Genomic DNA, 14855 nt, shown 5'->3' with positions numbered 1-14855 from the left:
TATTCACATCTGCCAGAGACAGGGTTACTGATTTTACGGTTGAGCTAACTGAGCTAATGTTGACTCATCTTTGATAACAGGATGTTCCCCGTACCATTGCTCTCGCTCTAAACGCCGGGTATTTTTTCCATACCAGGTTTTAGTCTGATAATTTTTGGTTTTGTGATAAATCATGCGGCCAAAGTGTTCAGGAAAAATGATGTCAGTGACAATTCGCTTCATGGTTATCGAATGACCGAATGGCGCTATCCAGTCGTGGATCCATAAGCGTTCACCACTGATCCAGTCCTCTTCTCTGAACATCAGGAAATCTTCAGTAAAGTAGCGGTATTCTGCCTGCTCATTCATCCACGCCCACGACAGAAAAAACACCGGCTTATTGCCTTCACTGACTAAAACAAACTGCTGATTTTTAATAATGGGCAGTAACAGGGTCGGTAGCGTATTTAATGATGCGGTATTGTGTTGTGGGGAGTGCATCCATAACCAGACCGATGCACCCAGAACCTCCGCTTCATTCACTTCACCACCCAGCATCAACGGGGCGGTAATATGAAAGTTTCCATATTTCATCTCGTGCCTCCTTAATACTGCCAGTTAAGATTAAAGCCTAACGTCACCGGATCGGTTTTAAAGCCATCCGGTTTTGAGGTAGGAATACCGGCAAACAGGTCATAGCTGGTATTGAAGGCGTTACCTCTTAACCCCAGTACGGCCCCCGCCAGATGTTTCCCCAGCAGGTACTCACTTCCCCTGCCGCCCACTTCGCCGTAATCCAATCCTGCATAGAGTTCCTGAGACGGTAGCGGCGTTTGCCATGCCAGTTCATTACGGGTGAACCAACCCCGATCCGCTGACAGGCTCAGTTCGCCGTCATAACCTCTCACCGTATAGCGACCGCCAATGGAGAAGCGATCCTGTGAGGTCAGGCTGGTGGAGGAAGGAAGCTGGCGCTGGTACTGGCTGCGAAAGCTGAATTTCTGTTCAAACAGGCTGAAAGGCACGTCCAGATTGGCGGAAATCTGAGCTATCTTACTCAGGGCCGTCGCCAGACCGGTGTACTCTTCTGGTGCTGGCTGTGCGCCAAACCAGCGGGTACCCTGCTGATAACTCACCCCGGCATCCAGCGTGGCGGCGTAAATATAATGACGATGCTGTAAGCCCAGACGCCAGGCTGAAGTATTACGACGCTGAACTTCCACTTCGGTGTCGTTAATATAATTACGGGTCGATTTCAGCAGCACATCGTAAGTCAGGGTGGTTTTTTGTGAGGCATTACGATGCAACAAACGGCTCAGTCCAAAGGTCAGATTGTTGCTATCACCGCTGTAGTCATAATCCTCAATCAGGCCTGCTACTTTCTGGTTATAACTGTAGGCGCTGGTGGTGACATTAAATCCCCAGTAGCCATAAGGCACGGAGTAGTGAGCGGTATAGTTATGGCTACCCCGATCATTTTTCCATTGCAGGTCATGGCCGCCGGAAATATAGAAGGTATCGCTCAGAGAAAGTGGGTTATCCACATACAGGGTTAATCCCCCCTGATAACGGCCAGTACTGGTGGTGCCGGAATCATCTAAAGATGCACCCAGCCGCCAGTGACGGCTCTGCTTCCAACTGATAGCTAAATCGGTTTCTCCCGGCTCGGCGCCCGGCAGCATATTGACATCCGCCTGTGCAGTGGGCACTCGTCTCAGGTTCTCTACCCCTTGCTCAATATCTCGCAGATTGAGTAAATCGCCTTCAGATACCGGTAAGGTATTGAACATCTGAATATAACTGTCACTTTCCGAGGCAAACAGGATATGGCTGACTTTGCCCTCCATAATTTGCAGTTTCAGTTCACCGCTGTTTACGTCTTGCGGAGGGGCTAATACCCGGCTGGTGATATAACCTCGATCAACCAACCGATTTTGAATGGCGCTCATCAGCAAATTAATGCCTTTACCACCGATACAGTGCCCTTTAGCCTGATTGGCTACCCGCTGTAACATCAGCCAGTTGGTTAAATGTTCACTACCGCTTAACGTCACCTGATTGATGGTGATGCAGTTCGATTCTGAGGGGAACTGAGCAATCGCTGAACTACCCGCAGGCAGCTCCAGGCGCACATCAGGCTGTTCCGGCGCAAGTTGTTCTTCCAGTGCCTTCTGGCGTTCTTGCTGATTGATAATTTGCTGGTTATTGATGCTGTTCAACTCAGGCGCTGAATGAGCATAAAAAGTAAACGGCAGTAACGCGACTGCCCCCCAAAAATGCGAAAGCGTCCCTTTTCGATTGATGAGATTATGATTGTTTTTAAAGCACATACCCTGTCCGTGGTAAATTTATCCGTTATAAGAAATTAAGACGATAATTTCAGAAGGCCTTATTAAACGGCAGCCAACGACTAATAACAATAGGTTATTATTCTAATTTAACTTATACAACAGAGTATTATATGAGATGCACGTATTGTTTTTTCCGCCTGAAGATCATCCTTTCACAAGGAAAATGGCACTCAGAAAGGAGAAGAGGCGTTGCTGCAAAACAATAACTATCAGTATGATTAATCGAGGATTAATTTTAGAGTAAATTTGTAAACAATTATTTAAGGCGATAACGCAGGCTATGTTGCCAGGCACGTCTGACAAAAGTGGATCATGACATGTGAAAAACCCCGTACTCAAGCATTCGCTAAAATATGGGGTCAGTGATAACTATAACGAACCATCGGTCAGTTCAAATACATTATTTCCATAACCGATATTTCCTTCGCTCCAGACTATCCTCATCGTGCTCTGCCACTGACTCAATATTGGCATCACCGGAAGGTTGCATTCCGCCACCTGATGTTGATGCTGGCGATGCTGGCGATGCTGGCGATGCTGGCGATGCTGGCGATGCTGGCGATGCAACCTTGTACCAGTCTAAACGACGTGTCAATGTCATAATGACCGCCAATACCACAAACAGTAATCCGGCTCCCAACAGCAGGGCATTATCTTCAGATTGCAACAGGACATAGAGTACAGCGTATAAAATCAATAACCCGCCGGCAAAGCTGATACCGCGCCATACCCCTTTCAATACCGCACTTAAATAGAAACCAATCAGGCTGCTACAGCTTACTGCCGCAATGCAATAAGCCCAGGCAAAACCAATACGTTCTGAAAGCGCCAACAGAATAACGTAGAACACCATCAGGGCTGCTGCCACCAACAAGTATTGCATAGGGTGAATCGATAACGACTTCAGTACTTCGAACAGGAAAAAGGCAACAAAAGTCATGCTGATAAACAGAATGGCATACTTCACGGTACGCGTGTTCAACTGATAATGATTAACCGGCTCAATAAAGCTGGTACTGAACGTTGGAAAACTCGATATCCTGCTGCCTTCACTGTATTCCGTTTCAGCATAGCTGTAAGAACCTGACGAACGCGCCTGAGCCTGGCTTCTGCGAATATCGCTCATATCATAACGGCCAAAGTTGTTATTGATATTATTAGCCAGCCAACTACTCTCCCAACTGGCGGTAAAGCCCTGCTCGGTAACTTCCCGTTTTTTCGGTAAGAACTGCCCAAGGAAATTCGGGTGTGGCCAGTTGCCGCTAAGATTAAACGTTGAGGTTGCCCCTACCGGCATTAGTGCCAGATGGCCAGTTCCCTGTAGAGAAACAGTAAATTCAAAATCCAGAGGCTGTGGCGATGTCAGTATCGCTTCCGGGAAAACAGCGTGCATCCCTTGAGGAAACTCTGTATAGCGCGTTCCCGCCTCAAATGCACTCTGATATTGATTAAGTTTGGCAGTAGGTACTGCGGTAATGCCGCGAGAATCCGCCAGAGCTAATACCAGATAAGGTTTTTCATAGATGATTTTGTCGTTATTAGTAAAGTTCACCTTGCCGAAGGTGCCTTTGAACTGTAGCTGACTCTGATAAACCTGAGTCTGATAAATACCCACCTTGCGTGGCTCTACATTGACACTGCCATTAACGGCTAAATCATCCGGCAAAAAGTAACTCTGCCCCTGTACCCGGTTAACTTTTTTTATCGTTTTTCCTTTTTTGGTGCCGTCGCTGACTAATTCAGTCTCAAGACGCACATAGGGAACGACTAATATCGGCCCTATCACCGTTTGTTCACCGCTGGTTCCATCCTTAATCTGGCTAATGACACTTTCCCGATATTGATTACGACCATCAATCATCTCCAGCACCATGCCAATAGGTACTAACATCAGTAACGTTAGCACTATAAGTACAAAAACTTTCCAAAATAACGTTGATTTAAACATCACCAAACACTCCTGTTCCCTATTATGAGGTCAGGATAAATGTGCTGCGTGAACAGATGATGATGTTGTGTGAAGGCAGTGTGAAGTAACAGGTTTATATCAAGTCAGATAACTTATTTTTCTTTCACCGGCAGAATGAAAATAGCTTTTGCTCCCCCCTGCTCACCGTTCACCAAACGAATGGTTCCCTGATGAATAGAGGCGACTTCCCGCACAAAACTAAGGCCCAAACCAGTACTTTTTTCTTTATCCGGACGGGGAAGAGAATAAAAACGGTCAAAGACTTTATCCAGCGCATACTCCGGCATACCCAGCCCGCTATCTGCCACAATAATTCGGTAATGTTTATCAATAAACTCACCGCTAATGGCGATCTCGCCCCCTTCCGGCGTAAAGTCCAAAGCATTATCTAACAAATTACTGAAAGCTTGTTCCAGCAACAGCTTATCGCCACGAACGCTGACCGGAGCATCAATCTGACTGGTTAACTGAATTTTACGGTGGGTAATTTGTGCCTCTTTGGCAGCAATAACGCTGTGTAATACTTCAGCCAGATCGACCGGTGCAAGCTCCTGACGAATTCGACTCTCAACCTGAGCCTGCTGAAGCATCCGGTCAACCAGCAGCTGTAGCCGTTCATTCTGCTGTTGAATATTGCTGATAAAGCGCTGAGCTACGGGTTTTGGTGGCATCTCCTGTAAAATCTCTGCCGCGCCACGAATGGCTGCCAGAGGGCTTTTTAGTTCATGAGTTAAGGTGTGGACATACTTTTCAATGTAATCCTTACCTTCCAGTTTAATTCGCATACTCTCCAGCGCACGAGCCAGGCTGGATAGCTCCGGGCTATCCATTTTCGGCAACGTCGGTGCATGACCATCGGCCACTTCACTGGCGTAACGAACTAATCGGGAAATAGAACGGTTAATCCACCAAACAAAGCCGGCTCCAATCACTAACGCAATACCCAATAATATGCCGCCTGCGATCTCCATCCGGCGTTCACTACGGCGAATGACTGGCTGCATGGTCTGATTGGGTTTGGAGACGGTTAACGACCCAATAATCTTACCGTCAGAGGATTTAATCGGTGCAGCGACATACATTACTGAAGTGCTTTCATCGTCAGGATCAAGACGGGTACTACGTGCGCCGTACTTTCCTCTGAGGGTCAGGTAGACATCATTCCAGCGCGAGTAATCCTGCCCCAGCGCTTCGCCGCTGGAATCAAATATGACTTTACCTTTGCTGTCAGTAATATAGACCCGATACTCCATACGATTTTTAACGATATGGTCAATCTGCGCACCAATCGGCGTACGATTAATATCAAAGAAAGCCTGAGCGATATGACCCTGGCTCAGATTGCGATTACGGATATCCTGCTCGGCAATTTGTGCCAGAAGGTTTGCGGTATCCACCATCATGCCTTCTGTTGCTCGCCGAACTCCGGGCTTCACTTCCTGAACAAAAATATTCATAACGAAGTAGGCGGCCACCGCCACAATCATAAAAAAGCCGAGCAATAATCGAAAACCGATTCTCATTTATCAGGGCTCAGGCTGTATCCCAAACCGCGATGGGTCTGAATCGGATTGGTTTCTTCTGAAATTGCGCGCAGTTTAGCTCTTAATGTTTTGATATGGGTATCCACGGTGCGATCCAGACTCTCTTCTGCATCCTGCCATACCAAATCCATCAGTTGCTGACGGGAGAATACCCGACGAGGTGATTTAATCAGCGTTCTGAGCAGCAGAAATTCATAGCGGGTTAGCAATAATGTCTGACCGCAGAAGGTGATAGTTGCACCCTCTTCATCCAGCCCAAATGCACCATAACTGGGTAACATACGCTGCTGTTTTTCCAGACGACGCAGGATAGTTCGAACACGGGCGCTCACTTCACGTGGAGAAAAAGGCTTGGCAATATAGTCATCTGCGCCAATTTCCAGACCAACAATACGATCCAGTTCTTCGCTACGGGCGGTGAGAAAAATCAGCGGCAAGTCAGCAGATTGAGCCAGCATACGACGGCACAGGTCAAAACCATTAATATCTGGCAACCCAACATCCAGAATAGCTAATGCAGGACGACTCTGATTCAAAGCCGCCAGCACCGGTTCGCCACGTTCAAACCAGCGAACGTCAAAACCATCCGTCTCTAGCGTATAGATTAGGGTATCCGCGATGCTTGCTTCATCTTCAACCAGCCAAATTAGTGACATAACCTTATTCCATATCCTTTCATCCAGGCTATCTGCGCTCTTTTCATCATTTTTTAATGCTTATTTTGTTGTTTATCAAGCTGAAGAAGATGAAAACGTAAGCTACTCCATGCTTCTGCATCCATACTGTCAATTGCCAGCCAGACTCGGCGGCGGGAGTACTTTCCGGAAACAGAAGCCAGCTTCAGCATAATACCCCACTTAAGCATCATCGGTTTGCCGGATAGGCGCCACTCCTCACGGTGCCACTGAACATCATAATTACTCAGCAGTATCATCTCCCCCTGCATCCGCTGTATATGACGCTGACTGCGCAAACAGTCAAAAATCACCAGAGTAACCAGCGTTAACCATAATGGCCAATAACCATCATTCCACGGGGAGAGCAACACCAATAGCACCAGAGCACCATGTATCAACAGTGAAATGCATTGGGTTTTCCAGGAAACCCGAATGTCACTATGCCAGAGAACTACGTTCGGCATTTTTCTTCTGAATCATTTTAATCATACGGGCCATATCCGCCTCTTCCGGTATCGCCTGATTCATTAACCAGCGATACAGTTGAGGATCTTCACATGACAGTAAACGAATAAATACTTGTTTATCCTCATCCGATAAGCTGTCATAGTCATTCTCAAAAAACGGCATGATGGCAATATCCAGTTCACGCATTCCGCGGCGACACGCCCAGTGAATTCGGGTTTTATTATTAATATCCATTATGACTCTTACTCATATCAGGTTACGTGGTGGTGTAGAGTAACAATTTGGCTCGGATTTGGGAAAGGCTACAGATAAAGTTAGCTTAAATTTGCCATAAAGATCGAAATTGTTGTGTCAAATCTGACTTATACTCGATAGAACATGGTGTTTACCCGGATTCAACATCAGGCCTTCACTAACGAAAAACTTTCCAGAGAAAGAACCACGATTCTTATACTGCATTTCGTTATTGTTAAGTAAACTATGCCACAGCTTAATGCCGCAATATGGCGGCCCCTGAATTTGTTATCCGGGCTCATCTGTATATCGTTCTATTTATGTTGGAGTACCTATGACTTATAAATCCCCACTACCTTCTCAGTTAGCCTGTCCATCCTCTGACTTGTCGCTGACACTCATCTCATTGGAAGACTGGGCTTTGGTGACCCTGAGCGGTGAAGATAATCGTAAGTACTTACAAGGGCAGCTCAGTAATGACGTGTTTGCCCTACAGCCGGATCGGCATCAGTTAACCGCTCACTGTGATGCCAAAGGAAAAATGTGGAGTGCTATTCGTCTGTTTCAATATGGCGATGCGCTAGCCTATCTGCAACGCAGCAGCGTATGTGAGACTCAACTCACTGAGCTGAAAAAATATGCCGTGTTTTCTAAAGTCACTATTGAACAGAAAAACGATGCGGTACTTTTGGGTGTCGCTGGTAGTCATGCCCGAACCATGTTGTCATCCCTTTATGCAACTCTGCCGGATGCCACCACGTCGGTAGTTCAACATGGTGATACCTGCATTCTACACTTCCCGCTGCCAACCGAGCGCTTCCTGGTTGTGACGACTCAAGATGAGGCGAACAGTTTATATGGTTATCTGCTGGGTAAAGCGGCACTAAACGATAGCCGCCAGTGGCTTGCGCTGGATATTGAAGCAGGTATTCCGGTAATTGATAGCGCCACCAGCGATGAGTTTATTCCTCAGGCCACCAATATTCAGGCTTTAGATGGCATCAGCTTCACCAAAGGCTGTTACAGCGGACAGGAGATGATTGCCCGTGCTAAATACCGCGGCGCAAATAAACGCGCTATGTACTGGCTGGCGGGTAAAGCACTGAGTCTGCCAAATACTGGCGACGATCTGGAATTGCAGTTGGGAGAAAACTGGCGTCGTACCGGTACTGTACTGGCCTCAGTCAAGCTGACGGACAACACCATTTGGGTACAGGCCGTATTAAATAACGATTTGGAGAGTGATGCCGTTCTGCGGGTAAAAGATGATGTAACCAGTCAGTTAGCTATTCAACCGCTACCTTATTCACTGGAAGAAGCAGACAAAGCGTAATATGTCATTGGCTTCCTGCAACGCAGCAGGAAGCCAAACGCTCATCAGGCAATATACAGATAAATAGCCAGAAAATGGCAAACGCTGCCACCCAGCACAAATCCGTGCCAGATAGCGTGATTAAACGGAATTCGTTTATTCACATAGAAAATAACACCAAGGCTGTAAATAACTCCGCCCACGGCCAATAACCCAACCGCCCCTACTGACAGCTTCACCGCCATCTGATAGATCACCACCAGAGAGAGCCACCCCATTCCCAAATAGGTCACCAGCGATACCACTTTGAAACGGTGAGTAAATGCTAACTTAAACAACACACCAATAAGAGCCAGACTCCAGATAACCACCATGAGTCCCTGCGCCAGTGGAGAGCCTAAACCCACCAGCAAAAAGGGGGTATAGGTACCGGCAATCAACAGATAAATCGCACAGTGGTCAAACACTTTTAGCCGACGCTTGGCGGCTTGATTGGGAATAGCATGATAAAGGGTTGAGGCAAGGAACAGCAGAATAATACTGCCGCCATACAAACTATAACTGGTAATTTCCAGGGAACCGGCATCTTTGCCGATGGCCTGAGTTAAAAGTAATACCAGCCCGACAATACCTAATATAAATCCAATGCCGTGGCTAATACTATTGGCAATCTCTTCGGCTACGGAGTAACCCTGTTTAACAGACGCTGACATACGGTGACCTTTTATTCAGGATAAAAACAACGTCGATAGTTTTCATATTCACAACCGATATCAGAGTATATGAGAATCATTTCAGTGTACACATGTAAGCTGAATATTTTATGTAAATCTGTAGAAATATTTACCGGAGGGAAACTGTTGAAAAAATATTCTGGTTTCAGCAAGCGTTATGTTTAAACACTAACGGCAGCCTTTTCAGGGGCTGCCGTTAGTTATTCGATAAGTTCTCACATCGTGAGCAGTCATCATTACAAATATTATTGGCCCGGTTCAGGATCCGCAATACCGCTGCCGTATCCCGCCATCTTGCCCAGCTTAATCACTATCGGTGAAAGCAACAGCAATGCAGCAAGGTTCGGTAACACCATCAAACCATTGAACATATCTGCCATTTTCCACACCAGCTCGACATTAAACAGTGAGGCAACAAAAATAAAGCAAATCACCAGGAACTGATAAATACGGACTGCCGATGTTGAGCTAAACAGATAACGCACGTTGTTCTCTGCATAATAATACCAACCGATAATGGTGGTAAACGCAAAGAAGAATAGCGATGCCGAGATAAACAAGCTACCGAAATGGCCAAACACATAGGTATAAGCCTGTTGTGTCACGGTAATTCCCTGACCGTGGAAAATACTCAGGAAAGATTCACCAACACGACCCGCTGCATCCCATTCCTTCATACCTGAAGTAATGATGACCAAAGCAGTCACGGTAACGATAACGCACACCACGAACACACCCATCATGGCAATAAAGCCCTGCTGTTCTGGTCTTGCTACCCGGGCAACGGCGTGAGCATGAGGCGTAGAACCCATACCGGCTTCGTTGGCAAACAGACCTCTGGCAATACCAAAACGCATCGCCTGCTGAATACCAATACCTACACCACCACCGACAACCGCCTGCGGATTAAATGCTGCGATAAAAATCGACTCAAAAGCGGGCAAAACATATTGGTAGTTAAATGCCAGAATAGTAAAAGCACCTATCAGATAGCAGATGGCCATAATTGGCACCACTTTCTCACTGAAAGAAGCAATGCTGCGAATACCACCGATAATCACCACACCGGCCACGATAGCCATGATCACGCCCATCAGCCAGTTTGGAACACCAAGAGAGCTGTTAAAGGCAGAAGCAATCGCATTGGACTGCACCATATTACCGATGAAGCCTAAAGCAAAAATAATCAGCACGGCGAAAACGCAGGCCAACCACTTACACTTTAAACCTTGCTCAATATAGTACGCAGGGCCACCAACGGTTTGTCCGTTTTTATCTTTGGTTTTGAATTTTTGTGCCAGAATGGCTTCAGCATAGATAGTAGACATCCCCAGAAAAGAGGAGACCCACATCCAGAAGATAGCACCCGGTCCACCAGCCAGAATTGCCGTTGCCGGCCCGGCCAGATTCCCTGTTCCTACCTGACCTGCAATGGCGGTTGCCACCGCCTGGAATGAACTCATCCCATGCTTGCCTGCTTTATCCCCTTTAAGCGACATGCCGCCAAACAGCGCTTTAACGCCGGAGCCAAAATGTCTAATCTGGATAAAACCTAAACGAATGGTGAAGTAGATCCCCGTTCCGCATAGCAGGAATATCAATAGATGGTCCCAGAGCAGGCTATTAACCCGATCGACCAGTTGCTCAAGTATCTCCATACTTTAGTTTCTCTTAGTTATGTTGTGTGTTTGCTTGCAATTTTTACGCGTGCGTTATCGCACGTCATTGTTGTATATGAGTAGTCTGTCACTTTTCTCACTTTGGCAGCCTGACATACCCAATCAAAACACCAAGGGAACGAACCTTGGTATATCAGTAAGATATGCAAGAGAGCGCTGCAAAATGACAGAGAAAGAAAACACCTCCCCATATTGCGGGAAATATAACACTAATAATCAAGCGTTGGATAGGGTTATTCCATATAAGCTGTTAGTACCACAATGCAATTATTAATATGCGTGATAGTGAAAATGATCACGTTTTCACCTTATAAGTCTGGCTAGTTTTGATATTAAGATTGATGATGCGTTACCAAAACAATGATATTAATCATTATCTGAGTCCAGATAATGGTTTCTCACCATACACCAGCTATCAGGGATGAAATCCATGCTTAAAAAAGCATTGTTGTTATGTACCATGATGTTGATAAGCGGTAATGTGCTGGCCGCTAATAGTGACTATGTCAATGCCTGTGCGGACATGCAGCAACAAACTAACTCAAAAATTACGCGCTCTCAGGCGATAAAGGTTTGTCAGTGTGTTGAATCTCGTCAGGAGAAAGATTTAGAAAAAATTCAGGCAATGAATAACCCAACACAGACACAGATTAAGAAAGTGATGGAAGATACTGCCAGATACTGTATTAAAAAAGCAGGGATCGCTAACAACAGTGGTAAAACCAACAGCGCATCAAACGAAGACGAGAGTAGCCAATCCGGGAACAGCACAACCACGAAACCGGGTGGGAAAATCGGAGGGATCACTATTCGTGGCATTCGCTGACGGACGATTTAATACAAGATACAAAAGAGATTCCGGCCGCACACAAAATTAATCATCACGGCCGGAATACCCACAAGCTTACCGATATTCCCCCACCGGCACACAAGAACAGAATAAGTTTCTGTCCCCGTACACATCGTCCAAACGTTTTACCGTTGGCCAGTATTTATTATGGAACACGGCCTGAGACGGGAAAACCGCCAGATCCCGACTGTAAGGGTGGTTCCACTCATGTACCAATTCACCCTGAACATGCGGTGCATTCACCAGTGGATTGTCATTCAGCGGCCACTCTCCGGAATGTACCCGGCGGATTTCACTGCAAATGGCCAACATGGCATCAATAAAGCGGTCTAACTCCACCTTACTCTCTGACTCAGTTGGTTCTACCATTAATGTGCCCGCTACCGGGAACGACATGGTTGGTGCATGGAAGCCATAATCAATCAGTCGTTTAGCAATATCCATTTCGGTAATGCCGCACTCCTCTTTTAACGGACGAATATCCAGAATACATTCATGAGCCACTAAACCATCTACACCAGAATAGAGCACCGGATAGGCATCTTTTAGTCGGCGGGCAATATAGTTAGCGTTCAAAATCGCTACCTGACTGGCCATTTTCAGCCCCTCAGCCCCCATCATATGAATATACATCCAGCTGATTGGCAGAATAGAAGCACTGCCAAACGGTGCCGCTGATACAGCCCCCTGATGAGTGATTACCCCTTCCAGATGCACTACGCTGTGTCCCGGAACAAACGGCGCTAAATGTTTCTTCACGCCAATAGGCCCCATGCCCGGCCCACCGCCGCCGTGAGGAATACTGAAGGTTTTATGCAGGTTAAGGTGCGAAACATCAGCGCCAATATAGCCCGGAGTGGTAATACCAACCTGTGCGTTCATATTGGCGCCGTCCAGATAAACCTGACCGCCAAACTGGTGCACGATGTTACACACTTCACGGATAGTCTCTTCATACACTCCGTGAGTGGATGGATACGTCACCATAATGCAGGAGAGTTCATCACCAGACTGTTCCGCTTTGACTCTTAAATCTTGTAAATCTACGTTTCCCTGCTTATCGCAGTCCACCACCACGACCGTCATACCGGCCATTTGAGCGGATGCCGGGTTAGTCCCATGAGCAGAACTTGGGATCAGACAGATATGACGATTTCCCTGGCCGCGACTTTCATGATAGCGACGAATAGTCAGCAATCCGGCATATTCCCCCTGAGCCCCGGAGTTAGGTTGCATACATACCGCATCGTACCCAGTGATCTGCGCCAGCCATTGGGATAATTGACCTAACAAGATCTGATATCCCGTTGCTTGTTCTGGCGGACAGAATGGATGCAGCTCGGCAAATTCTGGCCAGGTAATAGGAATCATCTCAGCAGCAGCATTCAGCTTCATTGTACAAGAGCCCAATGGGATCATCGCCTGATTCAATGCCAGATCTTTACGCTCCAGACGATGCATATAGCGCATCATCTCGGTTTCGCTGTGATAACTGTTAAATACCGGGTGAGTCAGAATCGGAGTCTGACGTAATAACGCCGCAGGAATACTCTGGCTTTGGGTGATACATTGGCGATCTAATGCGTCTATATCGATATCGGCATGGTCACCGCACAAAATATCGAACAGGATATTCAAATCGTCTACTGTGGTTGTCTCATCAAGACTGATACCTACTGCACTATCAAGATCCGCCCGCAGGTTAACGCCAAAGCTCAGTGCACGAGTTAACACCGCCGCTTTATCTGCCACTTCCACGCACAGGGTGTCAAACCAACTTTGGTGACGAAGCTTAAGCCCTTTTTGTTGTAATCCTGCCGCCAGAATATCGGTTAACCGATGGATACGCTGAGCGATACGTTTAAGCCCTGTCGGCCCATGATACACCGCATAAAAACCAGCGATATTGGCCAGCAACACCTGTGAAGTACAGATATTGGAGTTGGCCTTTTCGCGACGAATATGCTGTTCTCTCGTCTGCATTGCCATACGCAGTGCCGTGTTACCGGCAGCATCTTTGGATACACCAATAATTCGCCCCGGCATGGAACGTTTAAACTCATCACGACAGGCAAAAAACGCGGCATGCGGGCCACCATATCCCATAGGGACACCAAAACGCTGGGAGGAACCAAACACTACATCAGCCCCCATCGCAGCAGGAGATTCCAGCAATACCAGTGACATAATGTCCGCTGCCATGCAGGTAATAACCCCACGCTGTTTTAACTGCTGCAATAACGCACTGTCATTATGTAGCTCACCGGTAGTTCCGGTCAGTTGAACCAAAGCACCAAACAGATCGCTATGGTTCAGTACATGATCGGCTGGCCCGACAACCACATTAAAGCCAAAAGCCTCTGCGCGAGTTTTAACGACATCAATAGTTTGCGGATGAACATCTTCAGCCACAAAGAAACTGTTTGCCAGCTTCAATTTACTGGCGCGTTTAGCCATCGCCATAGCTTCTGCCGCGGCGGTTGCCTCATCCAGCAGTGATGCGGAAGCTAAATCTAAACCGGTGAGATCTTGAGTCATCTGCTGGAAATTGAGTAACGCTTCCAGACGCCCCTGAGAGACTTCCGGTTGATACGGAGTATAAGCGGTATACCAACCCGGGTTTTCCAGCATATTGCGTAAAATAACAGGGGGAGTCAGTACGGCGTTATAGCCCATACCAATATACGATTTATAGCGTTGGTTTTGTGCTGCAATAGCTTTAAGCTCGGCCAATGCCTGATGTTCCGTCTGGGCATCGCCGGTTGCCGGAGGATGAGGCAATTGAATATCGGCAGGGACAATAAACTGAGTTAACTCATCAAGACTTTTTGCCCCAATAATGTCCAGCATTTGCTGACGCTGCTCTGCGGATGGACCAATATGGCGCTCAATAAAAGATTCGCCATACTCAAGCTGTTTAATTGTTCGATTCATTGGATAACCTTCCTGAATTTATTCGATAAGGCCGCCATGCCTGATATCGGCTGATACCTGTAAAGGAATAGAGAAATAGCGAAAATAAAAGCAAAACGCCCTGTCGTTAAGATACAGGGCTCTT

The 14855-nt window shown here is 46.8% G+C and carries 12 protein-coding genes; 2 read left to right on the top strand and 10 right to left on the bottom strand.

The window, feature by feature from the left end; translation table 11 throughout:
- Positions 1–33: 33 nt before the first annotated feature.
- The 7 genes from I2494_RS12145 to sdhE form a co-directional block, all read right to left on the bottom strand.
- Positions 34–573 carry a toxin-activating lysine-acyltransferase gene (locus tag I2494_RS12145; protein ID WP_218467214.1) on the bottom strand — a complete coding sequence of 180 codons (540 nt, stop codon included), beginning with the start codon at positions 571–573 and terminating at the stop codon, positions 34–36.
- An 11-nt stretch (positions 574–584) separates the two neighbouring features.
- Positions 585–2309, bottom strand: a complete 1725-nt coding sequence (locus tag I2494_RS12140; RefSeq protein WP_218467215.1) for a ShlB/FhaC/HecB family hemolysin secretion/activation protein — start codon at positions 2307–2309, stop codon at positions 585–587.
- Positions 2310–2730: 421 nt separating this feature from the next.
- Entirely contained in the window at positions 2731–4278 is a 1548-nt protein-coding gene (gene creD, locus I2494_RS12135) for a cell envelope integrity protein CreD (RefSeq protein ID WP_267081287.1), read from the bottom strand.
- A gap of 113 nt (positions 4279–4391) precedes the next feature.
- The gene (creC, locus tag I2494_RS12130) at positions 4392–5822 is read right to left on the bottom strand and encodes a two-component system sensor histidine kinase CreC (protein WP_218467217.1); all 1431 of its coding nucleotides are present in this window, start codon (positions 5820–5822) and stop codon (positions 4392–4394) included.
- The gene (creB, locus tag I2494_RS12125; protein ID WP_218467218.1) at positions 5819–6499 is read right to left on the bottom strand and encodes a two-component system response regulator CreB; all 681 of its coding nucleotides are present in this window, start codon (positions 6497–6499) and stop codon (positions 5819–5821) included. Before creB ends, creC begins: the two co-directional genes overlap by 4 nt.
- 53 nt (positions 6500–6552) lie before the next feature.
- Positions 6553–6984, bottom strand: a complete 432-nt coding sequence (locus I2494_RS12120) for a protein YgfX (RefSeq protein ID WP_218467219.1) — start codon at positions 6982–6984, stop codon at positions 6553–6555.
- Positions 6959–7222 (bottom strand): FAD assembly factor SdhE, encoded by a 264-nt coding sequence (gene sdhE / locus I2494_RS12115; RefSeq protein WP_218467220.1) that lies wholly within the window; start codon positions 7220–7222, stop codon positions 6959–6961. Before sdhE ends, I2494_RS12120 begins: the two co-directional genes overlap by 26 nt.
- A 334-nt stretch (positions 7223–7556) precedes the next feature.
- On the opposite strand from sdhE, the gene ygfZ reads away from it, so the two are divergent.
- Entirely contained in the window at positions 7557–8555 is a 999-nt protein-coding gene (gene ygfZ, locus I2494_RS12110; protein ID WP_218467221.1) for a tRNA-modifying protein YgfZ, read from the top strand.
- 44 nt (positions 8556–8599) lie between these two features.
- On the opposite strand, the gene trhA is transcribed toward ygfZ, so the two are convergent.
- Positions 8600–9247 (bottom strand): PAQR family membrane homeostasis protein TrhA, encoded by a 648-nt coding sequence (trhA, locus tag I2494_RS12105; protein WP_218467222.1) that lies wholly within the window; start codon positions 9245–9247, stop codon positions 8600–8602.
- Between the two features lie 266 nt (positions 9248–9513).
- Positions 9514–10926 (bottom strand): alanine/glycine:cation symporter family protein, encoded by a 1413-nt coding sequence (locus I2494_RS12100; RefSeq protein ID WP_218467223.1) that lies wholly within the window; start codon positions 10924–10926, stop codon positions 9514–9516.
- A 451-nt stretch (positions 10927–11377) separates the two neighbouring features.
- Between I2494_RS12100 and I2494_RS12095 the strand changes: the two genes are divergently transcribed.
- Positions 11378–11773, top strand: coding sequence for a hypothetical protein (locus I2494_RS12095; RefSeq protein WP_218467224.1), 396 nt, complete (start codon positions 11378–11380; stop codon positions 11771–11773).
- Positions 11774–11851: 78 nt separating this feature from the next.
- On the opposite strand, the gene gcvP is transcribed toward I2494_RS12095, so the two are convergent.
- Positions 11852–14731, bottom strand: coding sequence for an aminomethyl-transferring glycine dehydrogenase (gene gcvP, locus I2494_RS12090; RefSeq protein ID WP_218467225.1), 2880 nt, complete (start codon positions 14729–14731; stop codon positions 11852–11854).
- Between the last annotated feature and the right edge of the window lie 124 nt (positions 14732–14855).

The organism is Limnobaculum allomyrinae (assembly GCF_016649425.1).
Taxonomy (GTDB): domain Bacteria; phylum Pseudomonadota; class Gammaproteobacteria; order Enterobacterales; family Enterobacteriaceae; genus Limnobaculum; species Limnobaculum allomyrinae.
The sequence above is the reverse complement of the archived record's forward strand: the minus strand, read 5'-3'. Positions and strand labels throughout refer to the sequence as shown.

What these genes read in the sequence shown, in the direction of transcription:
- I2494_RS12145 (WP_218467214.1), bottom strand. Translation starts at nt 573, where the DNA reads ATGAAATATGGAAACTTTCATATTACCGCCCCGTTGATGCTGGGTGGT.
- I2494_RS12140 (WP_218467215.1), bottom strand. Translation starts at nt 2,309, where the DNA reads ATGTGCTTTAAAAACAATCATAATCTCATCAATCGAAAAGGGACGCTT.
- creD (WP_267081287.1), bottom strand. Translation starts at nt 4,278, where the DNA reads ATGTTTAAATCAACGTTATTTTGGAAAGTTTTTGTACTTATAGTGCTA.
- creC (WP_218467217.1), bottom strand. Translation starts at nt 5,822, where the DNA reads ATGAGAATCGGTTTTCGATTATTGCTCGGCTTTTTTATGATTGTGGCG.
- creB (WP_218467218.1), bottom strand. Translation starts at nt 6,499, where the DNA reads ATGTCACTAATTTGGCTGGTTGAAGATGAAGCAAGCATCGCGGATACC.
- I2494_RS12120 (WP_218467219.1), bottom strand. Translation starts at nt 6,984, where the DNA reads ATGCCGAACGTAGTTCTCTGGCATAGTGACATTCGGGTTTCCTGGAAA.
- sdhE (WP_218467220.1), bottom strand. Translation starts at nt 7,222, where the DNA reads ATGGATATTAATAATAAAACCCGAATTCACTGGGCGTGTCGCCGCGGA.
- ygfZ (WP_218467221.1), top strand. Translation starts at nt 7,557, where the DNA reads ATGACTTATAAATCCCCACTACCTTCTCAGTTAGCCTGTCCATCCTCT.
- trhA (WP_218467222.1), bottom strand. Translation starts at nt 9,247, where the DNA reads ATGTCAGCGTCTGTTAAACAGGGTTACTCCGTAGCCGAAGAGATTGCC.
- I2494_RS12100 (WP_218467223.1), bottom strand. Translation starts at nt 10,926, where the DNA reads ATGGAGATACTTGAGCAACTGGTCGATCGGGTTAATAGCCTGCTCTGG.
- I2494_RS12095 (WP_218467224.1), top strand. Translation starts at nt 11,378, where the DNA reads ATGCTTAAAAAAGCATTGTTGTTATGTACCATGATGTTGATAAGCGGT.
- gcvP (WP_218467225.1), bottom strand. Translation starts at nt 14,731, where the DNA reads ATGAATCGAACAATTAAACAGCTTGAGTATGGCGAATCTTTTATTGAG.